General features: G+C 70.2%; 20 protein-coding genes and 1 pseudogene. 12 read left to right on the forward strand and 9 right to left on the reverse strand.

From position 1 onward, the window contains the following. Positions 1 to 113: 113 nt before the first annotated feature. The 8 genes from ACFWWR_RS34170 (at position 114) to pgi (ending at position 10,442) form a co-directional block, all read left to right on the forward strand. The gene (locus ACFWWR_RS34170; protein ID WP_383860788.1) at positions 114 to 3,065 is read left to right on the forward strand and encodes a M14 family zinc carboxypeptidase; all 2,952 of its coding nucleotides are present in this window, start codon (positions 114 to 116) and stop codon (positions 3,063 to 3,065) included. Between the two features lie 226 nt (positions 3,066 to 3,291). After that, on the forward strand, positions 3,292 to 4,302 hold the full coding sequence (gene gap, locus ACFWWR_RS34175; RefSeq protein ID WP_307673985.1) for a type I glyceraldehyde-3-phosphate dehydrogenase: 1,011 nt from the start codon (positions 3,292 to 3,294) through the stop codon (positions 4,300 to 4,302). Positions 4,303 to 4,436: 134 nt separating this feature from the next. Beyond that, complete coding sequence (locus ACFWWR_RS34180) at positions 4,437 to 5,648, forward strand: phosphoglycerate kinase (protein WP_383860791.1); 1,212 nt, start codon at positions 4,437 to 4,439, stop codon at positions 5,646 to 5,648. Between the two features lie 42 nt (positions 5,649 to 5,690). Continuing rightward, a complete protein-coding gene (tpiA, locus tag ACFWWR_RS34185; RefSeq protein WP_384307397.1) occupies positions 5,691 to 6,446 on the forward strand; it encodes a triose-phosphate isomerase in 756 nt (251 codons plus the stop codon). A 102-nt stretch (positions 6,447 to 6,548) separates the two neighbouring features. Continuing rightward, the gene (gene secG, locus ACFWWR_RS34190; RefSeq protein ID WP_053753335.1) at positions 6,549 to 6,779 is read left to right on the forward strand and encodes a preprotein translocase subunit SecG; all 231 of its coding nucleotides are present in this window, start codon (positions 6,549 to 6,551) and stop codon (positions 6,777 to 6,779) included. A 213-nt stretch (positions 6,780 to 6,992) separates the two neighbouring features. Further along, complete coding sequence (locus tag ACFWWR_RS34195) at positions 6,993 to 7,328, forward strand: RNA polymerase-binding protein RbpA (RefSeq protein WP_078615979.1); 336 nt, start codon at positions 6,993 to 6,995, stop codon at positions 7,326 to 7,328. A gap of 136 nt (positions 7,329 to 7,464) precedes the next feature. Further along, positions 7,465 to 8,733, forward strand: a complete 1,269-nt coding sequence (locus tag ACFWWR_RS34200; RefSeq protein WP_384307378.1) for an MFS transporter — start codon at positions 7,465 to 7,467, stop codon at positions 8,731 to 8,733. 53 nt (positions 8,734 to 8,786) lie between these two features. Next, positions 8,787 to 10,442, forward strand: a complete 1,656-nt coding sequence (gene pgi / locus ACFWWR_RS34205) for a glucose-6-phosphate isomerase (RefSeq protein ID WP_384307381.1) — start codon at positions 8,787 to 8,789, stop codon at positions 10,440 to 10,442. Between the two features lie 73 nt (positions 10,443 to 10,515). Here pgi and pgl read toward each other — a convergent pair whose 3' ends face one another. The 9 genes and pseudogenes from pgl to ACFWWR_RS34250 all read right to left on the reverse strand — a co-directional run bounded on the left by pgl (position 10,516) and on the right by ACFWWR_RS34250 (position 22,347). Beyond that, a complete protein-coding gene (gene pgl, locus ACFWWR_RS34210; protein ID WP_383860800.1) occupies positions 10,516 to 11,298 on the reverse strand; it encodes a 6-phosphogluconolactonase in 783 nt (260 codons plus the stop codon). Further along, the gene (opcA, locus tag ACFWWR_RS34215; protein WP_384307384.1) at positions 11,295 to 12,401 is read right to left on the reverse strand and encodes a glucose-6-phosphate dehydrogenase assembly protein OpcA; all 1,107 of its coding nucleotides are present in this window, start codon (positions 12,399 to 12,401) and stop codon (positions 11,295 to 11,297) included. The genes pgl and opcA overlap by 4 nt, the downstream gene beginning before the upstream one ends. Beyond that, positions 12,398 to 13,921: a glucose-6-phosphate dehydrogenase gene (gene zwf / locus ACFWWR_RS34220; protein WP_384307386.1), complete on the reverse strand. Its 1,524-nt coding sequence runs from the start codon at positions 13,919 to 13,921 to the stop codon at positions 12,398 to 12,400. Before zwf ends, opcA begins: the two co-directional genes overlap by 4 nt. Positions 13,922 to 13,925: 4 nt before the next feature. Next, positions 13,926 to 15,044 (reverse strand): transaldolase, encoded by a 1,119-nt coding sequence (tal, locus tag ACFWWR_RS34225; protein WP_383860809.1) that lies wholly within the window; start codon positions 15,042 to 15,044, stop codon positions 13,926 to 13,928. Between the two features lie 34 nt (positions 15,045 to 15,078). Next, positions 15,079 to 17,168 (reverse strand): annotated as a pseudogene (tkt, locus tag ACFWWR_RS34230) (transketolase). A 135-nt stretch (positions 17,169 to 17,303) separates the two neighbouring features. Then, complete coding sequence (locus ACFWWR_RS34235) at positions 17,304 to 18,422, reverse strand: substrate-binding domain-containing protein (protein ID WP_384307400.1); 1,119 nt, start codon at positions 18,420 to 18,422, stop codon at positions 17,304 to 17,306. A 129-nt stretch (positions 18,423 to 18,551) separates the two neighbouring features. After that, entirely contained in the window at positions 18,552 to 19,649 is a 1,098-nt protein-coding gene (locus ACFWWR_RS34240) for an ABC transporter permease (protein ID WP_383878403.1), read from the reverse strand. A 155-nt stretch (positions 19,650 to 19,804) separates the two neighbouring features. After that, positions 19,805 to 21,364 (reverse strand): sugar ABC transporter ATP-binding protein, encoded by a 1,560-nt coding sequence (locus ACFWWR_RS34245; protein ID WP_384307388.1) that lies wholly within the window; start codon positions 21,362 to 21,364, stop codon positions 19,805 to 19,807. A 191-nt stretch (positions 21,365 to 21,555) separates the two neighbouring features. Further along, a complete protein-coding gene (locus ACFWWR_RS34250) occupies positions 21,556 to 22,347 on the reverse strand; it encodes an IclR family transcriptional regulator (RefSeq protein WP_383878325.1) in 792 nt (263 codons plus the stop codon). A 193-nt stretch (positions 22,348 to 22,540) separates the two neighbouring features. Between ACFWWR_RS34250 and ACFWWR_RS34255 the strand changes: the two genes are divergently transcribed. The 4 genes from ACFWWR_RS34255 to gnd are packed head-to-tail and all read left to right on the forward strand — an operon-like array spanning position 22,541 to position 26,426. Continuing rightward, positions 22,541 to 23,533 carry a cyclase family protein gene (locus tag ACFWWR_RS34255; protein ID WP_383878323.1) on the forward strand — a complete coding sequence of 331 codons (993 nt, stop codon included), beginning with the start codon at positions 22,541 to 22,543 and terminating at the stop codon, positions 23,531 to 23,533. Further along, on the forward strand, positions 23,533 to 24,600 hold the full coding sequence (locus tag ACFWWR_RS34260; protein WP_383878321.1) for an NAD(P)-dependent oxidoreductase: 1,068 nt from the start codon (positions 23,533 to 23,535) through the stop codon (positions 24,598 to 24,600). Before ACFWWR_RS34255 ends, ACFWWR_RS34260 begins: the two co-directional genes overlap by 1 nt. Further along, complete coding sequence (locus tag ACFWWR_RS34265) at positions 24,597 to 25,517, forward strand: NAD(P)-dependent oxidoreductase (RefSeq protein WP_383878319.1); 921 nt, start codon at positions 24,597 to 24,599, stop codon at positions 25,515 to 25,517. Before ACFWWR_RS34260 ends, ACFWWR_RS34265 begins: the two co-directional genes overlap by 4 nt. 6 nt (positions 25,518 to 25,523) lie before the next feature. Next, on the forward strand, positions 25,524 to 26,426 hold the full coding sequence (gnd, locus tag ACFWWR_RS34270) for a phosphogluconate dehydrogenase (NAD(+)-dependent, decarboxylating) (RefSeq protein ID WP_383878317.1): 903 nt from the start codon (positions 25,524 to 25,526) through the stop codon (positions 26,424 to 26,426). The last annotated feature ends 307 nt before the right edge of the window (positions 26,427 to 26,733 follow it).

Raw genomic sequence — 26,733 nt, forward strand, 5'->3', positions numbered from 1 at the left:
TGGGTGAACGGCACCGGCGTTTGCGTGTCGTTGAGGCACCCTTGACTGGATCATCGACTGACATGAGCCTGGCATCTGTTCGCCGACGTGGCGAACCACTGCTAGGGGGGTTCATGAGACGAAAAGCGAGACCGATCCTCGCTGTTGGCGCGCTCCTGCTGGGCGGTGCGGGAATCGCACCCATCGCCCAGGCCGCAGGGAGCGAAGGCTCTCCCGATCCGAACGAGGTCAAGGTCTTCCGCGCCGACGTCACGCAGAAGCAGGTACCCCTGCTGCTGGCGGCCGGCCAGGACGGCCACGAACTGGGTGAGCAGGTACCCGAGAAGGGCGAGGCCACGGTCGAGGTCTACCTCACCGACCGGGAGGCCGAGAAGCTCGAGGACCAGGGCGTCGACCTCACCGAGCACAAGCTGTCCGCCAAGGCCGAGAACCGCGTCGAGGCTGCCGCCGAGGGTGTGTTCCGCCCGTACAGCGGAAGCGGCGGTCTGAAGGAGGAGATCGTCAGGACCGGGCAGGAGAACCCCGACCTCACCAAGGTCGTCTCCATCGGCAGGACGGTCAACGGCCAGGACATCCTCGCCCTGAAAATGACCAAGGGCGCGAAGAAGACCAAGGACGGCTCCAAGCCGTCCGTCCTGTACCTGTCCAACCAGCACGCACGCGAGTGGATCACGCCGGAGATGACCCGCCGGCTGATGCACCACTACCTGGACAACTACAAGACGGACAAGAAGATCAAGAAGCTCGTCGACTCGACCGAGCTGTGGTTCGTGCTCTCGGCCAACCCCGACGGCTACGACTACACCTTCCAGAACTCCGACAACCGCCTGTGGCGCAAGAACCTGCGCGACAACAACGCCGACGGGGCCATCACCACCGGCGACGGCGTCGACCTCAACCGCAACTTCGCCTACAAGTGGGGCTACGACGACGAGGGTTCGTCCCCCAACCCCACCAGCCAGACCTACCGCGGCACCGCCCCGGGCTCCGAGCCCGAGACCCAGGCCCTGGACGCCTTCCAGAAGCGGATCGGCTTCACGTACGGCATCAACTACCACTCCGCCGCCGAACTCCTCCTCTACGGAGTCGGCTGGCAGGTCGCCACCACCACCCCGGACGACGTGCTCTACGAAGCACTCGCCGGCACCCCGGAGAACTCCGCGATCCCGGGCTACCACCCGCAGGTGTCCTCGGAGCTGTACACCACCAACGGCGAGGCCGACGGCCACGCGGCCAACGTCAACGGCATGGCGATGTTCACCCCCGAGATGTCGACCTGCCAGACCGCGTCGAGCGTCGACCCGAACGACGCCTGGGAGCCGGCCGACTGCCTGTCGATCTTCACCTTCCCGGACGACGAGAAGCTGATCCAGCAGGAGTTCGCCAAGAACATCCCGTTCGCGCTCTCCCTCGCCGAGTCCGCGGCCAAGCCCGACCAGCCGAAGTCCGCGGCCGGCCTGAGCGCCGCCGAATTCACCCCGGCCGCGTTCTCGACGTCGTACTCCCGAGGAGCGGACCAGGAGGTCTCGGTCGTCGTACGCAAGTCGGTGCGCGACAAGGAGCTCAAGTACCGCGTCAACGGCGGCCGTACGTGGGACATGGCGCTCAAGCCCTGGAAGGGCGGCGAGACGTACGGGGGTGAGGACAACCTCTACTTCGACGAGTACCGGACCAAGGTCCAGGACGGCGAGCCCGGCGACAAGGTCGAGGTGTGGTTCACCGGCGAGACGAGGAGCGGGAAGGCCGTCTCCAGCGAGCACTTCACCTACACGGTCGCCGAACGCCCCAGGGCGGACGTGCTCGTGGTCGCCGAGGAGGGCGCGGCCGCCACGCAGGCGCAGACGTACGTCGACGCGCTGAAGGCGAACGGCCACAAGGCGCTGGTGTGGGACGTCGCCGCGCAGGGCGCGCCCGACGCGCTCGGCGTGCTGAGTCACTTCGACACCGTCGTCCACTACACCGGCGCGAGCACGCCGGGCGTCGCCACCCAGCTGCAGCTGCGTGCCTTCCTGAACGAGGGCGGCAAGCTGGTGGAGGCGGGCGAGCTGGCCGGCGGCAGCGTCGACCTCGGCGGCGGCACCCTGTCGAACGACTTCAGTCAGTACTACCTGGGCGCCTACACGCGTACGTCGACCCCCGGGGCCACCGGCTTCACCGGCTCCGGCGAGCTCGGCGGTCTCACCGGCGAGCTCGGCCCCGCGGCCGGAAACCCGCTGGACCGGGCCGGAACGTACGGAGTGACGTCCGACGAGCTGCCGGCGGACAAGTACCCGCAGTTCGCGAGTGCGGGCGCGGGTCAGTTCGCCGGGACGGTCAACCCGTACGGGCCGTACGCGGGCTCCTCCATGGCCGCCGCCGTCCACACCGACGACGCCTACAAGCGACTCACCCGGACCGTCGACCTCACCGGGGTGAGCGCGGCCGACACGCCCACCCTGCGCACGCAGTTGCTGTGGGACACCGAGCCCGGCTACGACAACGTGCTGGTCGAGGCCCACACCACCGGGGCCGACGACTGGACCACGCTCCCGGAGGCGGGCGGCGCCAGTAGTACCGCCGTACCGGAGGACTGCACGGCCGGGTACTACGTGGGCGAGCACCCCCAGCTCGAGCACTACCTGACCGTGGCGTCCGGCGGCTGCACCGCGACCGGCACCACGGGCTCGTGGAACGCCCTCACCGGCGCTTCCAGCGGCTGGCAGCAGGTGAACTTCGACCTGAGCGCGTACGCCGGCAAGTCGGTCGAGGTCTCGATCAGCTACGTCACCGACCCGGGCAGCGGCGGCCACGGCGTCCTCGCCGACGAGGCCTCGCTGGTCGGCGGCGGCACCGTCGGCCAGACCGAGGGTTTCGAGACGTCGCTGGGCGTCTGGAGCGTGTCCGGACCGCCCGCGGGCAGCCCGGCCGTCCTCAAGGACTGGGCCCGCACCGGGGCGCTCTTCCAGACGTACGGAGCGGTCACCACGGACGACACCGTGCTGCTGGGCTTCGGCCTGGAACACGTCGCCTCGACGGCCGAGCGGACGACTCTGATGAAGAAGGCACTCGCGGCCCTCGACGGGTGAACGCGCCCGGTCAACACCGTGTGATCCTTCGTGATCAGATCGGGTGATCCAACCTTCGGGCCAGGGCGGTCCGTACCCCTACTGGCGGGTACGGACCGCACTGCCGTGTATGGGTCATCTCGATGTCACTCCGCAGGGCTCAGGGGGGTAGGGTCGTAGGCGGTCGGGGACATCCCATACAGCTCGCCGGAGTCGAACCCGGCGTACCAACGAGGAGATCGGTTTCGTGACGATCCGCGTAGGCATCAACGGCTTTGGCCGCATCGGTCGTAACTACTTCCGCGCGCTGCTGGAGCAGGGTGCTGACATCGAGATCGTGGCTGTCAACGACCTGGGTGACACCGCGACCACCGCTCACCTGCTCAAGTACGACACCATCCTGGGCCGCCTGAAGGCCGAGGTGTCGCACACCGCCGACACGATCACCGTCGACGGCAAGACGATCAAGGTGCTCTCCGAGCGCAACCCCGCCGACATCCCGTGGGGCGACCTCGGCGTCGACATCGTCATCGAGTCGACCGGCATCTTCACCAAGAAGGCCGACGCCGAGAAGCACATCACCGGCGGTGCCAAGAAGGTCCTCATCTCGGCTCCGGCCAAGGACGAGGACATCACCATCGTGATGGGCGTCAACCAGGACAAGTACGACGCGGCGAACCACCACGTCATCTCCAACGCCTCCTGCACCACCAACTGTGTGGCGCCGATGGCCAAGGTTCTCGACGAGAACTTCGGCATCGTCAAGGGCCTGATGACGACGGTCCACGCGTACACGAACGACCAGCGCATCCTGGACTTCCCGCACTCGGACCTGCGCCGCGCCCGCGCCGCAGCCGAGAACATCATCCCGACCACGACGGGTGCCGCCAAGGCCACCGCCCTGGTCCTCCCGCAGCTCAAGGGCAAGCTGGACGGCATCGCGATGCGCGTCCCGGTCCCGACCGGCTCGGCCACCGACCTTGTCGTGACGCTGCAGCGCGAGGTCACCAAGGACGAGGTCAACGCCGCGTTCAAGAAGGCCTCCGACGACGGCGACCTCAAGGGCTACCTGACCTACACCGAGGACCCGATCGTCTCCTCGGACATCGTCGGCGACCCGGCCTCCTGCACCTTCGACTCCTCCCTGACCATGGTCCAGGAGGGCAACTCGGTGAAGATCCTCGGCTGGTACGACAACGAGTGGGGTTACTCCAACCGCCTCGTCGACCTGACGGTCTTCGTCGGCAACCAGCTCTGATCAACAGAGCAGGCACTTTGATGTGAGAGCAGGGCTCGGGCAGCGCAGGGACGCGCTGCCCGAGCCCTGACTCACGTACAGACCAGCCCTCTTACGATCATGAGCATCACGAGCCCTCCCCAGGAGTTCCCTCAATGAAGACGATCGACGAACTTCTCGCCGAAGGCGTCGCGGGCAAGCGGGTCTTCGTCCGCGCCGACCTGAACGTGCCGCTGGACGGCACCACGATCACCGACGACGGCCGCATCCGCGCCGTCCTGCCCACCGTCAAGGCCCTGGCCGAGGCGGGCGCCCGGGTGGTCGTCGCCTCGCACCTGGGCCGCCCCAAGGGCGCCCCGGACCCGGCCTTCTCGCTCGGGCCGGCCGCCGCCCGCCTGGGGGAACTCCTCGGCGCCGAGGTGGCCTTCGCGACGGACACGGTCGGCGAGTCCGCCAGGTCGACCGTGGCCGGCCTCGGTGACGGCGGGGTCGCCGTCATCGAGAACCTGCGCTTCAACGCCGGCGAGACGAGCAAGGACGACGCCGAGCGCGGTGCCTTCGCCGACCAGCTCGCCGCCCTCGCGGACGTGTACGTGGGTGACGGCTTCGGCGCGGTGCACCGTAAGCACGCCTCGGTCTTCGACCTCCCGGCCCGTCTGCCGCACGCGGCCGGCTACCTCATCGCCACCGAGGTCGGCGTCCTGAAGAAGCTCACCGAGGACGTCAAGCGGCCCTACGTCGTCGCCCTCGGCGGTTCCAAGGTCTCCGACAAACTGGCCGTCATCGACCAGCTGCTCGGCAAGGCGGACCGCCTCCTCATCGGCGGCGGCATGGTGTTCACCTTCCTCAAGGCCAAGGGCTACGAGGTCGGCGCCTCCCTCCTCCAGGAGGACCAGATCCCGGTCGTCCAGGAGTACATCGAGCGGGCGCAGAAGAACGGCGTCGAGCTGGTCCTCCCCGTCGACGTGCTGACCTCCACCGACTTCCCGGACCTGAAGACCAAGGCGCCCGGGAACCCCCACACCGTCGCCGCGGACGCCATCCCCGCCGACCAGCTGGGCCTGGACATCGGCCCGGAGACCCGCAAGCTGTACGCCTCGAAGCTCGCCGACGCCGCCACCGTCTTCTGGAACGGCCCCATGGGCGTCTTCGAGCACCCCGACTACGCCGAGGGCACCAAGGCGGTCGCCCAGGCCCTCCTCGACTCCCCGGGCTTCACGGTCGTCGGCGGTGGCGACTCCGCCGCGGCCGTCCGCATCCTGGGCTTCGACGAGAACGCATTCGGCCACATCTCGACCGGCGGCGGCGCCTCCCTCGAATACCTCGAGGGCAAGACGCTCCCCGGGCTCGCCGCACTGGAGGACTGACCCTTAATGGCTGCATCTATTTCATCGGGGCGCACGCCGCTGATGGCGGGCAACTGGAAGATGAACCTCAATCACCTCGAGGCCATCGCCCACGTCCAGAAGCTCGCCTTCGCCCTGGCCGACAAGGACTACGACGCCGTCGAGGTCGCCGTCCTGCCGCCCTTCACCGACCTGCGCTCCGTGCAGACCCTGGTCGACGGCGACAAGCTCAAGATCAAGTACGGCGCCCAGGACATCTCGGCGCACGACTCCGGTGCCTACACCGGTGAGATCTCCGGCTCGATGCTGGCCAAGCTGAAGTGCACGTACGTGGCGATCGGCCACTCCGAGCGCCGCCAGTACCACAACGAGACCGACGAACTGGTGAACGCCAAGGTCAAGGCCGCCTACAAGCACGGCCTGACCCCGATCCTGTGCGTCGGCGAGGAACTGGAGGTCCGCGAGGCGGGCAACCACGTCACCCACACGCTCAGCCAGGTCGAGGGCGGCCTGGGGGGCGTTCCGGCCGAGCAGGCCGAGTCCGTCGTGATCGCCTACGAGCCGGTCTGGGCCATCGGCACCGGCAAGGTCTGCGGTGCGGAGGACGCCCAGGAGGTCTGCGCGGCCATCCGCGGCAAGATCGCCGAGCTCTACACGCAGGAGCTGGCCGACAAGGTCCGCATCCAGTACGGCGGCTCCGTGAAGTCCGGCAACGTCGCCGAGATCATGGCCCAGGCCGACATCGACGGCGCCCTGGTCGGCGGTGCCTCGCTGGACGCCGACGAGTTCGTCAAGATCGCGCGCTTCCGCGACCAGTGAGTATGCGGTAGCAGCGGAACGTCGTACTCTTGCGGGGGCACAGCGCTGTGGCTGTGCCCCCGTCGTCTATCCAGATCCGAGGAAGTTGGTCCAGCCGTGGTTATGGGGTTCTCGATCGCCCTGATCGTCTTCAGCCTGCTGATGATGCTGCTGGTGCTGATGCACAAGGGCAAGGGCGGCGGCCTCTCCGACATGTTCGGTGGCGGCATGCAGTCGTCCGTCGGCGGCTCCTCGGTCGCCGAGCGCAACCTCGACCGCATCACCGTGGTGGTCGGTCTGCTGTGGTTCGCGTGCATTGTCGTGCTCGGCCTCCTGATGAAGGCGAACAACTGATCAGCGCCGGACACGCAGCACCACCCATTCCGCACGTAAGGCCCCATGTTCGGTACGCGCATCTCAGCGCGGCCTATCATGGGGCTTGCGTCTTGTGTGGGAGCTGTAACTCCAACCACTGGACGCGCGTTGGGCCTTACGTAGACTGAGGCGCTCGCAGTGAAGCGAAACGCCGACTCGCTTTGCGGCACCATCACGCAGGGAGTTACGACCGTGGCAAGTGGCAACGCGATCCGAGGAAGCCGGGTCGGGGCGGGGCCGATGGGCGAGGCCGAGCGGGGCGAGTCCGCGCCCCGGCTGCGCATCTCCTTCTGGTGCTCCAACGGGCACGAAACAGTGCCCAGCTTCGCCAGCGACGCGCAGGTTCCCGAAACCTGGGACTGCCCGCGCTGCGGCTTTCCAGCAGGCCAGGACCGGGACAACCCGCCGGACCCGCCGCGCACCGAGCCCTACAAGACGCACCTCGCCTATGTAAGGGAGCGGCGCAGCGACGCGGACGGCGAGGCGATCCTCGCAGAGGCGCTCGCCAAACTGCGGGGCGAAATCTAGGAATTGAGAGCCGGCCGGGCATCCGTGGATGCCCGGCCGGACTTGTTCGGCGCCCCGCGGGCAGGCTGTCGCGCCGAGGCCGATTGTCAGTGGTGCCCTCTACGGTTTGTGCACAGGCGAATCGTGAGGGGGGACTGTGGCGACGGTCGACGTGCCGGGCGTGGGTGCGCCCGCATGGCGTGGGGGATTCGGGCGGTTGTGGACCGCGGCCGTGGTGTCGCGGTTCGGCGACGCGCTGCGCAACGCGGCGCTGCCCCTGCTCGCCGTGCGGCTCACCCACGATCCCCTCGTCATCGCGTCCGTCACCGCCTGCGGCTATGTGCCCTGGCTGCTGTTCGGGCTGCTCGGCGGGGCCGTCGCCGACCGGGTGGACCAGCGCCGGGCGATGTGGGCCGTCGACACCGTACGAGGGCTGCTCGTCGCCTGCTTCGCGCTCGCCGTCGGCTTCGGGCACGCCTCGATCCCCCTGCTGCTCGTGCTCGCCTTCACCCTGACCACGCTTCAGACACTCTTCGACAACGCGTCCACCGCGCTGCTGCCCTCCCTGGTGGACCGCGCGGTCCTCGGCAGCGCCAACGCCCGGCTGATGACCGGGCAACAGCTCGCGGGCGGCCTGCTGGCGGCCCCGTTGGTGCCGCTGCTGCTGACGGCCGGCGTGGCCATGCCGTTCGCGGCCGACGCGAGCACCTATCTGCTGGCCGCCGCCCTCGTGGCATCGCTGCGGGTGACGCCGCCCGACCGGGAGCCGCGCCCGGCCGGCAGCACTCTCCGCGCGGAGATCGGCCAGGGCCTGCGCGCGCTGTGGCACGATCGCGTGCTGCGGGCGACCTGTGTTGCCACTCTGCTCTGCAACATCGGCGTGGGCGCCCTGATCGCCACGCTGGTCCTGCACGTGACGCGCTGGCTGCACGGGGATGAGGCGGAGTACGCCGCCGTGCTGACGGCGTTCTCCATCGGCAGCATCGCCGGCGGCTTCGTCGCCCAGAGTGTGGCGCGCCGGACCGGAAGGGCGCGCGCCCTGCTCCTGGCCGGATGCGTCCAGACGGCGTCCCTGCTCCTGATGGGAACCGTCCGCCACCTGGCCGCGCTCATGGCGGGCATGCTGCTGCTCGGCGCCATGAACATGGTGTGGAACGTCAACCAGGTCACGCTGATGCAGCAGCGCAGTCCCGAGGCCATGGTGGGCCGCATCGCCGCCGCCTTCCGCACGGCCTCGACGTCCGGAGCGCCGCTCGGCGCCCTGCTCGGCGGAACCGTGGCGGGGGCCTTCGGGTTGAACGCGCCCGCCCTGCTGGGTGCCGTCCTCTTCGCCCTCGCCGTGACCTCGTTGATACCCGTGGGCAAGCGGGACGTACCTGTTGTTGCGCCGGGCGACGGCGTCAGGACGGGTCCCGTCACGCGCTGATCAACTAGGTTGGGACCGGCAGGGACAGGTAGGAAAGAGGGCTGAAGTCCGACATGAACACAGACGGCCGTACCAGGCTCAACCAGACGCCCGAGTGGACCGCTCTGGCCGAGCACCGCGAGGAGCTCGGCGAGGTGCAGTTGCGCGAGCTGTTCGCCGCCGACCCGGGGCGCGGCAGCGGGTACACGGTGCAGGTCGGTGACCTGTACGTCGACTACTCCAAGCACCTCGTCACCGACGAGACCCTGCGGCTGCTGCGCGAGCTGGCCGCCGCGACCGACGTCTTCGGTCTCCGGGACGCCATGTTCCGTGGCGGGAGGATCAACACCACCGAGAGCCGGGCGGTGCTGCACACCGCGCTGCGGGCGCCGCGCGGCGCGGTGATCGAGGTCGACGGGGAGAACGTCGTGCCGGGCGTGCACGCCGTCCTCGACAAGATGGCCGACTTCGCCGAGCGCGTCCGCTCCGGCGCCTGGACCGGCCACACCGGCAGGCGCATCAGGAACGTGGTCAACGTCGGCATCGGCGGCTCCGACCTGGGCCCCGCGATGGCCTACGAGGCGCTGCGCGCGTACACCGACCGCGACCTCACGGTCCGCTTCGTGTCGAACGTGGACGGGGCCGACCTGCACGAGGCCGTCCGCGACCTGGACGCGGCCGAGACGCTGTTCGTCATCGCCTCCAAGACGTTCACCACGATCGAGACGATCACGAACGCGACGTCCGCGCGCAACTGGCTGCTCACCGAGCTCAAGGCAGAGCAGGAGGCCGTGGCCCGGCACTTCGTGGCGCTGTCGACGAACGCCGAGAAGGTGGCGGAGTTCGGCATCGACACGGCGAACATGTTCGAGTTCTGGGACTGGGTGGGCGGCCGGTACTCCTTCGACTCGGCGATCGGCCTCTCGCTGATGATCGCCGTCGGGCCGGACCGCTTCCGGGAGATGCTGGACGGCTTCCACCTCGTCGACGAGCACTTCCGCACCGCCCCCGCCGAGTCCAACGTGCCTCTGCTGCTGGGCCTGTTGGGCATCTGGTACGGCAACTTCCACGAGGCCCAGTCGCACGCGGTGCTGCCCTACAGCCACTACCTGTCCAAGTTCACCGCCTACCTCCAGCAGTTGGACATGGAGTCCAACGGCAAGTCGGTGGACCGCGACGGCAACCCGGTCGACTGGCAGACCGGGCCGGTCGTGTGGGGCACGCCGGGCACCAACGGGCAGCACGCGTACTACCAGTTGATCCACCAGGGCACGAAGCTGATCCCGGCGGACTTCATCGGCTTCGCCGAGCCCGTCGCCGACCTCCCGCCGGGGCTGGTGGCCCAGCACGACCTGCTGATGGCCAACTTCTTGGCGCAGACGCAGGCGTTGGCGTTCGGCAAGACGCCCGACGAGGTGCGCGCGGAGGGTGTGCCCGAGGAACTGGTCCCGCACAAGACCTTCCAGGGCAACCACCCCACGACGACGATCCTCGCCCGCGAACTGACCCCGTCGGTCCTCGGCCAGCTCATCGCGCTCTACGAACACAAGGTGTTCGTCCAGGGCGCCGTCTGGAACATCGACTCCTTCGACCAGTGGGGCGTCGAACTCGGCAAGGTCCTCGCCAAGCGTGTCGAACCCGCGCTCACCGAGGGCGCCGACGTGGCGGACCTGGACGCGTCCACGAAGGCCCTGGTGGCGACGTACCGGGAGCTGCGCGACAGGCAGTGAGCACGGGCCCGTGAGGCATCAGGACAGCGGAAAGCCCCAGGCAGGTCGCCTGGGGCTTTCCGGGCAGCGGAGGTCAGGCCGACGCCGGCGGGTACAACGACCTCGGCAGCTGTGAGGCCGCCGCCGAGTCCAGCAGCCACAGGGTGCGCTGCCTGCCGTACGCGCCCGCAGCCGGGGCCTGGATCTCGCCCGCACCCGACAGGGCGATCGCCGCGGCCTGTGCCTTGTCCTCACCGGCCGCGAGGAGCCAGACCTCGCGGGCGGCGCGGATCGCGGGGAGGGTCAGGGTGACGCGGGTCGGCGGGGGCTTCGGGGCCCCGTGGACGCCGACGACCGTGCGCTCGGTCTCCCGTACCGCGGGCAGCTCCGGGAACAGCGAGGCCACATGGGTGTCCGGGCCGACGCCCAGCATGAGGACGTCGAAGGTCGGAGCGGCACCGTGGTTCTCGGGGCCGGCCGCCCGGGCCAGCTCCTCCGCGTAGGCGGCGGCAGCCGCGTCCGCGTCGGCGCCGTACGGCCCGTCCGACGCGGGCATGGCGTGCACGCGCTTCGGGTCCAGGGGCACGGAGTCCAGCAGGGCCTCGCGGGCCTGCGTGACATTGCGCTCCGGGTCGCCCTCGGGCAGGAACCGCTCGTCGCCCCACCACAGGTCCAGGCGGCCCCAGTCGATGGCGTCCCGGGCGGGCGCGGCGGCGAGCGCGGCCAGCAGGCCGTTGCCGTTGCGGCCGCCGGTGAGGACCACGGACGCCGAGCCCCGGGAGGCCTGCGCGTCCACGATCTTCGTGATCAGGCGGGCCGCGGCGGCCTGGGCCATCAGCTCCTTGTCGTGGTGCACGACCAGTTGCGGAGTGCTCACTTCGCCGCCGCCTTCCTCACCGGAGCCTGCGCCGCCGCTTCCTTCGCGGGTGCTTTCGCAGCCGTTTCGACGGGAGCGGGGACCGCGGCAGCTTCTCCTTTGGCCACCGGTCCCTCGGCAGCGTCGGTCTTCTCCTGGACGGGCTCTCCGCCGGGTGACTTGGCACCCTTGCCGTGGGACACGTGCAGCCGGTCCACGCCGAAGCGCAGCGCCGAGGCGTACGTGTCGTCCGGGTCCAGCCGCCGCAGCTCCTCCCCGATCAGCTCGGCCGTCTCGCGCCGCTTGAGCGCGACCGCACGGTCCGGCTGGCCCTCGATGGAGAGGGTTGCGAGGGAGCCGTCGGCACGGTCCAGGACGATCGGGCCGCAGTCGGTGTTCATGCGGACCGCGGTGAGGCCGGGGCCCGACGACAGTGACCGCTTCACCGGTACGTCCAGCCGGTCCGCGAGCCACATCGCCAGCAGCTCACAGCTCGGGTTGAACTCCTCGCCCTCCACCTCGACGGCCTCGACCTCGCAGGTGACCTGGTCCAGGGCCGCGGCCAGCATCGAGCGCCAGGGCGTGATGCGGGTCCACGAGAGATCGGTGTCGCCGGGCGTGTAGGCGTCGGCGCGGGCGCCGAGTTCCCGTACCGGCTGCTCGGAGGCGTAGGTGTCGGTGACCCGGCGCTGGGCGAGGGCGCCCAGCGCGTCGCCCGCCGGGTCCAGGGGCGCGTTCACCGGCCACCAGACCACCACCGGGGCGTCCGGCAGCAGCAGCGGCAGGACGACCGACTGGGCGTGGTTCGCGACCTCGCCGTACAGCCGCAGGACGACCGTCTCGCCGGTGCCCGCCTCCACGCCCACCCTGACCTCGGCGTCGAGTCGGGACTGCGTACGGTCGCGGGGCGAACGCGAGACGCGCCGGATGACCACGAGCGTGCGCGAGGGATGCTCGTGCGAGGCGTCGTTGGCGGCCTTCAGGGCGTCGTACGCGTTCTCCTCGTCCGTGACGATGACCAGCGTGAGCACCATGCCGACGGCCGGTGTGCCGATGGCTCGGCGGCCCTGCACCAGCGCCTTGTTGATCTTGCTGGCCGTGGTGTCCGTGAGGTCTATCTTCATGGCCGGCGCCAGCTCCGTCCGTCTCGCTCGAGCATGTCGTCCGCCTCGCCGGGGCCCCAGGTGCCGGCCTGGTACTGGGCGGGCTTGCCGTGCTGGTCCCAGTACACCTCGATCGGGTCGAGGATCTTCCAGGACAACTCGACCTCCTCGGTGCGCGGGAAGAGGTTCGAGTCGCCGAGCAGGACGTCGAGGATGAGCCGCTCGTACGCCTCGGGGCTGGACTCCGTGAAGGACTCGCCGTAGGCGAAGTCCATGGACACGTCCCGGATCTCCATCGAGGTGCCCGGCACCTTGGAGCCGAAGCGGACCGTGACGCCCTCGTCGGGCTGGACGCGGATGACGATCGCGTTCTTGCCGAGCTCCTCCGTCGCCGTGTGGTCGAAGGGGGAGTGCGGGGCCCGCTGGAAGACGACCGCGATCTCGGTGACCCGACGGCCCAGGCGCTTGCCGGTGCGCAGGTAGAAGGGGACGCCCGCCCAGCGGCGGTTGTCCACCTCCAGCTTGATGGCCGCGTACGTGTCGGTCTTCGACTCGGCGTTGATGCCGTCTTCCTGGAGGTAGCCGATGACCTTCTCGCCGCCCTGCCAGCCGGCCGCGTACTGTCCGCGGACGGTGTCACGGCCCAGGTCCTTCGGTAGTCGCACCGCGCCGAGCACCTTGGTCTTCTCCGCGGCCAGCGCGTCCGCGTCGAAGGAGGCGGGCTCCTCCATGGCGGTGAGGGCCATCAGCTGGAGCAGGTGGTTCTGGATGACGTCACGGGCGGCGCCGATGCCGTCGTAGTAGCCGGCCCGGCCGCCGATGCCGATGTCCTCGGCCATGGTGATCTGCACGTGGTCCACGAAGGACCGGTTCCAGATCGGCTCGAACATCGTGTTGGCGAAGCGGAGCGCCAGGATGTTCTGGACGGTCTCCTTGCCCAGGTAGTGGTCGATGCGGAAGACCTGGTCCGGGGCGAAGACCTCCTCGACCGTGGCGTTGAGCTCCTCGGCCGACTTCAGGTCGTGGCCGAACGGCTTCTCGATCACCGCGCGCCGCCAGGAGCCGCTCGACTGGTCGGCCAGCCCGTGCTTCTTCAGCTGCTGGATGACCACCGGGAAGGCGGACGGCGGCACGGAGAGGTAGAAGGCGAAGTTGCCGCCCGTGCCCTGAGCCTTGTCCAGCTCCTCGATCGTGCCGCGCAGCCGCTCGAACGCCTCGTCGTCGTCGAAGGTGCCCTGCACGAAGCGCATCCCCTGGATGAGCTGCTGCCAGACCTCCTCGCGGAACGGCGTACGGGCGTGCTCCTTGACGGCGTCGTGGACCTCCTGCGCGAAGTCCTCGTGCTGCCACTCACGCCGGGCGAAACCGACCAGCGAGAAACCCGGCGGCAACAGACCCCGGTTCGCTAGGTCGTACACGGCGGGCATGAGCTTCTTTCGTGACAAATCGCCCGTGACGCCGAAGATGACCAGGCCCGACGGCCCCGCGATACGCGGGAGCCGTCGGTCGGCGGGGTCACGCAGCGGGTTGCTGCTCGACAAGAGTTCAGCCCTCCGAAGGGGCGAGGCGCTGAAGTTCCGCCTCGGTCGACTTGAGCAGGTCGTTCCAGGACGCCTCGAACTTCTCGACGCCCTCGTCCTCCAGCAGCTGGACCACCTCGTCGTAGCCGATCCCGAGCTTCTCGACCGCGTCGAGTTCGGCGCGGGCCTGCTCGTAGGTGCCGGCCACGGCGTTGCCGCGGATCTCACCGTGGTCCTCGGTGGCGAACAGGGTCGCCTCCGGCATGGTGTTCACCGTGTTCGGCGCCACCAGCTCGTCGACGTACAGAGTGTCCTTGTACGCCTTGTCCTTCACGCCGGTCGACGCCCACAGCGGGCGCTGCTTGTTCGCGCCGGCGTTCTCCAGCGGGCTCCAGCGGTCGGAGGAGAAGACCTCCTCGTACGCCTGGTAGGCCAGACGCGCGTTGGCGACGCCCGCCTTGCCGCGGGCGGCCTTGGCCTCGGGGGTGCCGAGCGCGTCGATCCGCTTGTCGATCTCGGTGTCCACACGGGACACGAAGAAGGACGCCACGGAGTGGATCTTCGACAGGTCCAGACCCGCTGCCTTGGCCTTCTCCAGGCCGGCGACAAAGGCGTCCATGACCTCGCGGTAGCGCTCCAGCGAGAAGATCAGCGTGACGTTGACGCTGATGCCGAGGCCGATGACCTCGGTGATCGCCGGGATCCCCGCCCGGGTGGCCGGGATCTTGATGAGCGTGTTGGGCCGGTCGACCAGCCAGGCGAGCTGCTTGGCCTCGGCGACGGTCGCGTGCGTGTTGTGGGCCAGGCGCGGGTCGACCTCGATGGAGACCCGGCCGTCCTGTCCGCCGGTGGCGTCGAAGACCGGGCGCAGGATGTCGGCGGCGTCACGGACGTCCGCCGTCGTGATCATGCGGATGGCCTCTTCGACCGTGACCTTGCGGGCGGCCAGGTCCGACAGCTGCTGGTCGTAGCCGTCGCCCTGGGAGATCGCCTTCTGGAAGATCGACGGGTTGGTGGTGACGCCCACGACGTGCTGCTGGTCCATCAGCTCGGCGAGGTTGCCGGACGTGATCCGCTTGCGCGACAGGTCGTCCAGCCAGATCGCCACGCCTTCCTCGGAGAGGCGCTTGAGTGCGTCTGTCATGGAAATTGCATCTCCTACGTGTCGTATATGAGCGTCAGCGCTGGGCGGCGGTGATGGATTCCCTGGCCTTGGCAGCCACATTCTCCGCAGTGAAGCCGAACTCGCGGAAGAGCACCTTGCCGTCGGCCGAAGCACCGAAGTGCTCCAGGGAAACGATGCGACCGGCGTCGCCCACGTACTTGTGCCAGGTGAGTCCGATGCCGGCCTCGACCGCGACCCGCGCCTTGACCGCCTGCGGCAGGACGCTGTCCCGGTACCCCTGGTCCTGCTCCTCGAACCACTCCACGGACGGCATGGACACGACCCGCGTCGGCACACCGTCGGCTTCGAGCTGCTCGCGCGCCTCGACGGCCACGTGCACCTCGGAACCGGTCGCGATCAGGATCACCTCGGGCGTCCCCGTGGAGGCCTCGAACAGGACGTAACCGCCCTTGGCCGCGTCCTCGTTGGGCTCGTACGTCGGCACGCCCTGACGGGTCAGCGCCAGACCGTGCGGGGCGCCCTTGCCGAACACCTTGGTGTAGCGGCGCAGGATCTCGCGCCAGGCGATCGCGGTCTCGTTGGCGTCGGCCGGGCGGACCACGTTCAGGCCGGGGATGGCGCGCAGGGACGCGATGTGCTCGACGGGCTGGTGGGTGGGGCCGTCCTCGCCCAGGCCGATGGAGTCGTGCGTCCACACGTAGGTGACCGGCAGGTGCATGAGCGCGGACAGGCGTACGGCGTTGCGCATGTAGTCGGAGAAGACGAGGAAGGTGCCGCCGTAGATGCGGGTGTTGCCGTGCAGGGCGATGCCGTTCATCTCCGCGGCCATGGAGTGCTCGCGGATGCCGAAGTGGATCGTGCGGCCGTACGGCTGCGCTTCCGGCAGCGGGTTGTCCGCCGGGAGGAAGGAGCTCGTCTTGTCGATGGTGGTGTTGTTGGAGCCGGCCAGGTCGGCCGAGCCGCCCCACAGCTCCGGGATCACCGCGCCCAGCGCCTGGAGCACCTTGCCGGACGCGGCGCGGGTGGCGACACCCTTGCCCGCCTCGAAGACCGGGATCTTCTCCTCCCAGCCCTTCGGCAGTTCGCCCTTGGCGATCCGGTCGAACTCGGCGGCCCGCTCGGAGTTGTTGTTGCGCCACTCCTGGAAGGACTTCTCCCACTCGGCCTTGGCCTGCCGGCCCCGCTCACCCAGCGCCCGGGTGTGTGCGAGGACCTCGTCGGCGACCTCGAAGGACTGCTCCGGGTCGAAGCCCAGGACCCGCTTGGTGGCGGCGACCTCGTCATCACCGAGCGCCGAGCCGTGCGCGGCCTCGGTGTTCTGCGCGTTCGGCGCCGGCCAGGCGATGATCGAGCGCATCGCGATGAAGGAGGGCCGGTCGGTGACCTGCTTGGCGGCCTCGACGGCGTCGTGGAGGGCCTGCGGGTCCAGGTCGCCGTCCGGCTTGGGTGCCACCCGCTGCACATGCCAGCCGTAGGCCTCGTAGCGCTTGACGGTGTCCTCGGAGACAGCCGTCTCGGTGTCACCCTCGATCGAGATGTGGTTGTCGTCCCACAGCAGGACACCAGGTTGCCGAGCTTCTGGTGCCCGGCCAGCGAGGACGCCTCCGCGGAGATGCCCTCCTGCAGACAGCCGTCACCGGCGATCACGAAGATGTGGTGGTCGAACGGCGAGGCGCCCTCGGGGGCGTCCGGGTCGAACAGGCCGCGCTCGTAGCGGGCGGCCATCGCCATGCCCACCGCGTTCGCCACACCCTGGCCCAGCGGGCCGGTGGTGGTCTCCACACCGGTGGTGTGGCCGTACTCGGGGTGGCCGGGGGTCTTGGAACCCCACGTCCGGAACGCCTTCAGGTCATCCAGCTCCAGGCCGAAACCGGCCAGGTACAGCTGGGTGTAGAGGGTCAGGGACGAGTGGCCCGCGGACAGCACGAAACGGTCCCGGCCGACCCAGTCGGGATCCGCCGGATCATGCCGCATCACCTTCTGGAAGAGGGTGTACGCGGCCGGGGCCAGGCTCATCGCCGTACCGGGATGGCCGTTGCCGACCTTCTGTACGGCATCGGCGGCCAGGACACGGGCGGTGTCGACGGCCCGCTGGTCCAACTCGGTCCACTCGAAGGCGGCAGCGGTCGAGTGCGGATTCACGCGTGAGCTCCTGTGACTGTGTGAGGACGGAAGGAAGAAGAGCGGACGGGCGGAAGCAAGGGGGACCGTGGCTGAGGGAAAGGTCCCTCCCGCCGGGGAGGGACGGGAGGGACGTGCCAGGGCCGACGGTGTCGCCTACTTGCCCCAGAGCTTCTGGTACGCCTCGCGGTATCCCTTCGGGTCCCAGGAGGAGCCGCCGCCGCTGTTGGCCGCCGTGGTGATGTGCACCGGGGCGATGTAGCCGCTGGCGGGCTTGCCGGCGAAGGAGCGGTTGAACTCGTCGACGATCTGCCAGCCCTGCTCGGACAACGGTTCGGGCACCGTGGCCGCCTGGAACTGCTTGCTGTTGATGCGCTGGAAGGCCGAGGGGTCGCCGTCGCCGGCGCCGATGCTGAAGGGGGCACCGTTGCCCTGCTTGCCGCCCGCCCGCAGCGCGGGTGCGGCGTCGGCGAAGTACAGGTCGTTGATGGCCACCGAGTGCGTCCACTTGGTGCCGAAGCGGGAGAGCAGCGCGGAGACCTCCTGCGGGGTGCGGCTGCTGGCGTCGGCGATCGGGATGTTGGAGGTGGACAGCACCTTGGTGTCGGAGCAGGTGGCGAGCTCCTTCTCGATCAGGTCCGACTTGCCCTTGGCGAAGGGGATGGAGGCGTCGGTGAACACCACCACGCCGGCCCGGCCGTTGGACTGGCTGATGACCCAGTCGGCGCTGATCTTCGCGACGTCCTCGACCTTGGTGGTGATGTTGCTGAACAGCTTCGGGTCCGTGCTGGGTCCGGGGGTGCCCACGGCGTGCCAGCCGATGAGCGGGATGCCGGCGGCGTTGGCCTGCGCGACCTGCTGGGCGGTCGACTTGGGGTCGAAGCCGGACAGGACGATGCCGTCGGGCTTGACGGCGACGGCCTGGCTGACGGCGGCCTGGATGCCGGCCGGGGTGCCCTGGCCGTCGATGATGCGCACCGTCCAGCCGATGGCCTTGGCGGCCTCCTTGACGCCTTGGGCGGCGCCCGCGACTCCGGGGTTGGTCATGCTCTGGGCGACGTAGACGATCGTCTTGCCGGCGACGGCCTTGGGGCCGGTGGTCGGTCCGCCCCAGGGGGCGTCGACGGCCTCGGCGCCCGCGACCGCCTGCTTCGCCTTCGCCAGGACGGCCGGGCAACCGGCTTTCGAGGACCCGCCCACGGTGGTGGAGCCGGCGCTGTCGGAGCCGCGGGTGCAGCCCGCGACCGTAGCGGTGAGCACGGCCAGGGCGGCCACGGCTCTGAGGGTTGCCTTGCGGGTGGGGTGGTACGACACGGCGGTGCTCCTTGAGGGCGTGCGACAAGCGGGCGGCGTGACGGGCAGGCGGAGAGGGAAGGGGAGGTGCGGTCCTGGGTTCGGTCGTGGTCAGGGAGTGCGCGGCGCGTCCCCGTCGGAGGCACCGGTGGCGGACGAACCGGTGACGGCGGGCGTCGGTTGCTCCGTCGTGGGTTCCGCGGCCGGCGTGGAGAGTGAGCGGCGCGTGGCGCTGGCACCGGCGCGCAGTCGGCGTCGGGCCGAGTAGCCGGCCAGGCCGACGGCGAGGAGCAGTGTGCCGCCGTTGAAGAGGGAGGTCGCCCAGAACTCGGCGCCGAGCTGCTGGATGCCGGCCAGGCCGATGGCGAGGATGGCGACGGCGACGACGGTTCCGGCGGCGTTGGCGCGGCCCGGTTTGATGGCGGTGGAGCCGAGCAGGGCGCCGACGAAGGCGGGCAGCAGGTAGTCCATGCCGACGCTCGGGTTGCCGATCTGCTGCTGCGCGGCGAGCAGGACGCCCGCGAAGCCGACCACGAGTCCGGAACCGGCGAAGGCGTAGATGCCGTACCGGCGGGTGGGGATGCCGACGAGGTCGGCGGCGCGGGCGTTGGAGCCGATGACGTACAGGTAGCGGCCGAGCGGCAGGCGCTCCAGCAGCAGCCAGAGCACCACGGCGAGCGCGAGGACGTAGAAGGCGGGGACCGGCAGACCGAGGAACTCGGAGTCGTACAGGTCGGTGAAGGCCGGGGGCAGGCCGTGCGGGCCGGGGACGATCCGGGCGCCGTCGGTGATCCAGCCGGTGCAGGCGTACAGGAGGCTGCCGGTGCCGAGGGTGGCGATGAAGGAGTCGATCTTGGCGAACTCCACCAGCAGGCCGTTGAGTACGCCGACGATGCCGCCGCCGAGGATGACGGCGACGCAGGCGATCGGCCAGGGCCAGCCGCTGTTCACGATGAGCTGCATGGCCAGGACGTGGGCGAAGCCGAGTCCGTAGCCGACGGAGAGGTCGAACTTGCCGGTGACGATGGGGATCATCGCGCCGAGGGCGAGGATCGCGGGGATCGACTGGTTGGACAGGATCGACGAGGCGTTGTCCATCGTCGGGAAGGTGTCCGGCAGGGCCAGCGCGAAGATCACGAACAGCAGGAGGGTCAGGCCGAACAGGCCGTAGGTGCCGATGAGGTGGCCACCGCGCAGCCGGGCGGCCATGGAGCCGCTGCCGGTGCTCTTGTCGGTCCTGCCGGGTTTCTGCTTGTGCGCCCCTGGGGGAGTTTCCCTGCGGGCTCCGCCCCCGGCGGCACCGTCCCGCTGTGCGCTCTTGCCGTGGTCGGCCTGCCCACGGGGGGATTCGGTCTCGGTGGCCATCAGTTGTCCGCCGTTCCGGTCAGCGCCGGCATGGCCGACGCGGCGTGCGTGAGTTCGGTGACGGTGAGGGCCTCACCGCTGAGTTCGGCGGTCACGTGGCCCCGTACGAAGACCAGGGCGCGGTGACACACGTCGGCGACTTCCTCGAAGTCGGTGGAGATGAGGAGGACGGCGAGTCCCTGGGCGAGCGCGTCGTCGAGCAGGCGGTAGATCTCCGCCTTGGCTCCGACGTCGACTCCCGCGGTCGGCTCCTCCAGGATCACGACGCGCCTGCTGAGGCGCAGCCAGCGGCCGATCATGACCTTCTGCTGGTTGCCGCCGGAGAGGGTCGCGATGGGTGCCTCGGGGTTGGCCGGGCGTACGCCGAACCGTTCGACCAGCGATTGCGCGGTGGCACGCTCGCGTGACGGGCTGATCCAGCGCCACGGGGAGCGGCTGTCGGCCCGCGGGTTGGCCAGGAAGTTCTCCCTGACGGTGAGTTCGAGGGCGCAGCCCTCCTCCTGGCGGTTGCTGGTGACGAAGCCGATGCCCGCGTCGACGGCCGCGGCGGGTGAGCCGGGCCGGTAGGGCCTGCCGTCGAGCAGTGCCTCGCCGTCGTGGATCGGCCGGGAGCCGGCGAGGGCACGGCCGATGTCCATGTGGCCGGCGCCGGTGAGGCCGACCATGCCGAGCACCTCCCCGGCGCGCACCTCCAGGTCGATGGGGCCCGCGCCGTCGGTGGTGACGCCGGTGAGGCTCAGCACGGTCGGGGCCTCGCCGGTGGGTGCCTTGGGGCCGGGCTCCGGGTGGTGGCTGTCCGCCTCGTGCCCGACGATGTCGCGCACGATGCGGTCCGGGCCGTGGTCGGCGAGGCGGCCCTCGCTGATGAGGTGACCGTCGCGCAGGACGGCGAAGCTGTCGGCGACCTGGTAGACCTCGTCGAGTCGGTGGCTGACGTAGACGATGCCGTGCCCCCGGTCGCGCAGGGTGTGCAGGACGTCGAAGAGGCGGGCGCAGTCCGCGGCGGGCAGGCTCGCGGTGGGTTCGTCGAGGACGATGAGCCGGGCCCGGGTGGACAGGGCGCGGGCGATGGCGACGAGGGACCGTTCGGCGCGGGTGAGGTCGGCGACCCTGGCATCCGGGTCCAGGTGACCGGCGACGATGTCCAGTGCCTCGGTGCTGCGCCGGCGGACCTGCCGCCAGGAGACGAGGCCGGCGCGGCGCGGGTAGCCGGTGCCGAGGGCGATGTTCTCGGCGACCGTCATCCACTCGACCAGACCGAGGTCCTGGTGGATGAAGGACATCTCCGCGGAGGCGGCGTCGGTGCCGAGCGGGTGGCCCGCGACGGTGACCTCGCCCTGGTCCGCTCGGTACACCCCGGCGAGGACCTTGATCAGTGTGGACTTACCGGCACCATTGTGACCCAATAGGGCGAGAACGCTGCCCGAGTGAAGGTCGAGGTCGACGTCGGCGAGGGCGAGAGTGCCGCCGAATCGCTTGCGCAACCCCCGGATGCTCACCAGGGGCCGGTGTGAAGCTGTGTCTTCTGTGTCAGCTGTGTCATCGGGAGCGTCATACACGGACTTCTCCGAAGGGATCTGCCAGCCGAGGACCATTCCGTCGGCTCGACCAGAATCCTGTACAGCTACCAACATGTTGGTCAATGGCTCTGCCGGTTTTTATTGCCTCAAAGTTACGGCGGCCGTACGGAGAGATCTCCGTACGGCCGCCGTGGGTGACACCGAAGAGGGCGTGGACAAGCCCTGGAACCTCAGCCGCGGGGCGGCGCCCCCTGCGGAAGCATGGGGTTCTCCAGACCCGCCGCGATGGCCCGCAGGTCCTTCAGCAGGGCTTCACGGAACTCGTCGTCGAGCCGGGCCTTGAGCACGGTGACGCTGATCGCGAAGGGTGCCGAGTCCGTACGGAAGCCGTTGACCGGTACGGCGAGGCAGAGGATGCCCGCCGTGGCCTCCTCGTCGTCGATCGCGTAGCCGCGCTCCCTGGCCTCGGCCAGGTCCGCCATCAGGGCGGGCACGGAGGTGATGGACCGCTCGCTCAGCGCGGTCAGGGGTCGGCCTCGCAGCCGGTCCTCGGCCACCGCCGGATCCAGTGTGGACAGGATGGCCTTGCCGGTGGCCGTGCAGTTCGCCGGGAAGCGGTCGCCGATGTTGGCGGTCAGCCGCAGCGGCTGCGTACCGTCGTAACGCCCCAGGTAGAGGACGTCCAGGCCGTCGAGTACGGCCACCCGCGCGGTCTCCCGCGAGATGTGGGTACTGCGCCGGCACAGCTCGTAGAAGTCGCGCAGCTGATCGACGGTGGCCAGGTAGCGGCCACCCAGCTCGACGAGCTTGCGTCCCAGACTGAAGCCCGAGCCGTTGCGCGCGATCATGCCGGCCGCCTCCAGGGAGGCGCACAGATTGCCCGTCGAGGACTTCGGCAGGCCCAGGGCGCGAGCGATCTCACTCACCGACAGCGGGCGCCCCTCTGCCTCGCCGAGTGCGTCGAGGATGGCCACGGCCCGCGTCACTGCGGGAACGAGACTACCCGGGTCACTTGCGCTCACCAGCAACTCCACCCATCATTCTGTTCGTCGTTCAGCATATTGGTTATTGTCTCTCGTGTGCCCCCGAACGACAATGCCGTCGGCGCACGCTTTGCCGTCGAGATTCTCCGCATCCCCTCGGGACCACTCGACCGTAGCGCGCCCTCCGGGCCGGCCGACGACACCCTGCGAGCCTTGGAGCGCTGAGCAGCAGATGAGCAGCAGCCCGCACGATCCATCTCCCCCCACCCCCGGCGACGACGCCTCCGGCGGCGAACCGGACAACGGACCCGTCCTGTCCCGTGCCCAGTTCGACACCCTCTTCGACGAGCTGAGCACCTGGGGCCACTGGGCCCCGGCCGACGCCGACCGCGGCGCCTGGAACCGGGTCACCCCCGAGCACGCGCGCCGTGCCACCGCCCTGGTCCGAACCGGCACCACCGTCCCCACGGCACTGCCGTGGAACACGGCGCCCGGCCCGGACAACGGCAAGCCCGCCCTCCACTACATGTCCGACCTCGGTGACGTCGAGGCCCCCGAACCGTCCTGCCACAAGGACTTCATCGCCGTCGACTACCACGGCAAGGGTGTCAGCCACCTCGACGCGCTCTCCCACATCGCCTACCGCGGACAGCTCTACGACGGCCGCACCGCACGCGAGGTCGTCGACTCGGGCGGCGCCCGGTTCGGGGCGGTCTCCGCGCTCGGCCCGCTGGTCACCAAGGGCGTACTGATCGACATGCCCGCCGTCCTCGGCACCGACTGGCTGGAGCCCGGCCGGGCCGTGCACGCCGAAGACGTCATCGCCGCCGAGAAGGCCCTCGGCATCACCATCGGCGACGGCGACGCGGTCCTGCTGCGCTCCGGCCACTTCCGGCGCCGCGCCGAACTCGGCGCCTGGAACCCGGACAACGCCAGCGCCGGCTTCCACGTGGACGCCATGCCGCTGTTCGCCGAACGCGGGATCGCCCTGCTCGGCGGCGACGGCGACAGCGATGTACGGCCCTCGCCGGTCGAAGGGCTGCACTCCCCCGTGCACGCCCTCGCGATCACCGCCATGGGCGTGCCGCTGCTGGACAACCTCGACCTCGAAGCGCTCTCCGCCGCCTGCGCGCAGGCCGGCCGCTACGAGTTCCTGTTCGTCGTGGCCCCGCTCAACGTCCCCGGCGGCACGGGCTCGCCCGTCAACCCGATCGCGGTGCTGTGATGAGCGCCCTGGGGTTCAGAGTCGGCGTCAGCCGGGACTTCCTGGACGCGGACGGCCGCAACGTGTGGGGCGACATCCGGCTCGGCGAACTCGACGCCGCCGGGGTCGACTGGCACTACCTGCCGCGCGACACCGGGGAACTCCTCGGGAGCGACGTCGACGGCCTGGACGCCGTTCTGTTCGCCGGCCCCGCCGTCACGGCGCGCACCTTCGAAGGCGCCGTCCGCTCACCACTGCTCTTCGCCCGCTTCGGCGTCGGCTACGACGCCGTCGACCTCGACGCGTGCACCCGCAACGGCGCCCTGGTGACCATCACCCCCGACGGCGCCCGGCGCCCGGTCTCCACGGCCGCCCTCACCCTCCTGCTCGCCGTGCTGCACAACGTGACCGCCAAGGACCGGCTGGTACGGGAGGGGCGCTGGGCCGAGAAGGAACAGTGGATGGGCCTCGGGCTCACCGGCCGCCGGATCGGGCTGATCGGCCTCGGCAACACGGCCCGCGACCTGGTCGGACTGCTGCGGCCGTTCGAGGTCGACCTCGTGGCGTACGACCCGTACTGCCCGCCGGAGACCGCCGCCCAGCTCGGCGTACGGCTAGCGGACGTCGACACCGTGATGACGGAGGCCGACGCCGTGATCGTCATGTGCGCGCTGACGGAGGAGACCCGTCATCTCGTCGACGCGCGACGGCTGTCCCTGATGAAGCCCACGGCCGTCCTCCTCAATGTGGCCCGCGGACCCATCGTCGACGAGGCCGCGCTGATCGAGGCGCTGCGGGTACGGCGTATCAGGGGCGCCGGACTCGACGTGTTCGAGAGCGAGCCGCCTGCCCTCGACAACCCGCTGCTGGGCATGGACAACGTCGTGCTCAGCCCGCACGCCCTGGCCTGGACGGACGAGATGTCCGCCGGGAACGGCGGCAGCGCGGTCCGGGCCGTGCTGGAGGTGGCGGCGGGCCGCGTACCGCCCTTCGTCGTCAACCGGGATGTGGTCGACAGCCCCCGGCTGACCGAACGGCTCGCCGAGCTGACGGCTCGCCTGGACGCCACTGCAGGAGCAGGCACGTGAGCGTCGCCGAGACCGGCACCGGCACCGTCGGCTTCCTGGGGCTCGGCGCGATGGGACTGCCCATGGCGGCGAACGTCGCCAGGGCCGGTTTCGACGTCCTCGCCTGGAACCGCAGCCGGCCCCCGCGGGAGGCCGCCGCGGCCGCCGGCTGCCGTACGGCCGACAGCCCCGAGCAGGTGGCCGCCGCCGCACCCGTCGTCCTCACCATGCTCCCCGACCTCCCCCAGGTGATCGAGCTGTTGGACGGCCCGGACGGACTGCGCTCCGGACGGCCGGTCATGGACACCCTGGTCGTCATGGGGACCGTCTCCCCCGTCGCGGTGCGCGCCCTGGCCGAGAAGCTGCGGCCGCACGGCATCACGGTCGTCGACGCCCCTGTCAGCGGCGGGGTGACCGGTGCCCGCGACGCCACCCTGTCGATCATGGCCGGGGGCCCGGCGGAGGCGGTCGCCCGGATCCGCCCGCACCTGGAGGCGATGGGCTCGACCGTACGGCGCCTGGGCGACACCGGCGCCGGCTCCCTCGCCAAGGCCTGCAACCAACTCGTCGTCGCCGGAACCCTGGTCGCCCTCGCCGAGGCCGTCCTGCTCGGTGAGCGCGGCGGCCTCGAACCAGCCGCACTGCTCGACGTACTGTCCGGCGGCCTCGCCTCCTCCGAGGTGCTCGCCCAGAAGCGGCATCACCTGGCCGAGGGCGACTTCACCCCCTCCGGCCCGGCCCGCTACCTCCACAAGGACCTCGGGTTCGTCCTGGACAGTGCCACCGACGTCCACGTCACGCTGCCGCTCTCCACGACCGTCGCCGAGCTGTACACGGCCATCGAGGCCCAGGGCCTCGGCGACCTGGACAACAGCGTCGTCCTCGGTCTGCTGCGCGACGGCTCGCTCCACTCCCCCGAACACCCCACGAAGGACTGAAGACACATGCAGGTAGGAATCGTCGGCCTGGGACGCATGGGCGGCAACATGGCCGCCCGCTGGCGGGACCGCGGTCACGAGGTGCTCGGCTACAGCCGCACCTCTCCCGACCGCGACGCCGACTCCCTGGAGGAACTCGTCGCGAAGCTCGCCGGACCCCGCGTGGTGTGGCTGATGCTCCCCTCGGGCGACCCGACCCGCGAGGCCCTGCGACAGCTCGCGGAACTGCTGTCCCCCGGTGACGTGATCGTCGAGGGCGGCAACTCCCGCTTCAGCGACGACACCGAGCACGCCCGGATGCTCGCCGAGCACGGCATCGGCTACGTCGACTGCGGCGTCAGCGGCGGCGTCTGGGGCCGCGAGAACGGTTACGCGGTGATGTGCGGCGGCCAGGACGAACACGTGGAGCGCATCTGGCCGCTGCTGGAGTCGCTCGCCCCCGACCAGGACGGGCTGTGCCACGCGGGCCCGGTCGGCGCCGGTCACTACTCCAAGATGGTCCACAACGGCATCGAGTACGGCATGATGCAGGCGCTCGCCGAGGGCTACGAACTGATGGAGGCCAGCGAGTACGTGCCCGACGTGCCCAAGGTGCTCGCCTCCTGGCGGCACGGCACGGTCGTCCGCTCCTGGCTGCTCGACCTCCTGGTGCGTGCTCTGGAAGAGGACCCGGGCCTCGCCACCCTATCCGGCCGGGTCGACGACTCGGGCGAGGGCCGCTGGACGGTCGAGGAGGCGGTACGCCTCTCCGTGTCCGCGCCCGCCATGACCGCCGCCCTCTTCGCCCGCTTCGCCTCCCGCAAGCCGGACGCCGACCAGCTCAAGGCTCTCGCGGCGATGCGCCGGCAGTTCGGCGGCCACGCGGTGCACGGCGCCGGCGCGGTCGCGGGCGGCACGAAGCAGGGCTGACCGACCCGGGCCGACCCCGCGCGGACCCGCACCAGGCCCGGGAACCGGGGACGGCCGTTCGGCGCGTACGCACAGCAAGACGGTCGACGGCCCCGGACCACGGGCCTCCGAAGAAGCGAGCGCCCAGCGCCGCGCGCTCACACTGAGGGCCCTCGAGTGGCCCCCACGCTGTGGCCCGAGCCTCGCCCCGGTCCGGTCGGTGCCCTGCCCTCCAGGTACGCCCGTGGAGTCGGAAGCCCGCCGGGCCCGGGGGGGGGCGTTGTTCAGCACGTCGTGGTGCCGTACACCAGCCGGCCTGCGCACGGAC

The sequence above is a fragment of the Streptomyces sp. NPDC058678 genome (genome assembly GCF_042714835.1).
Classification (GTDB): Bacteria; Actinomycetota; Actinomycetes; order Streptomycetales; family Streptomycetaceae; genus Streptomyces.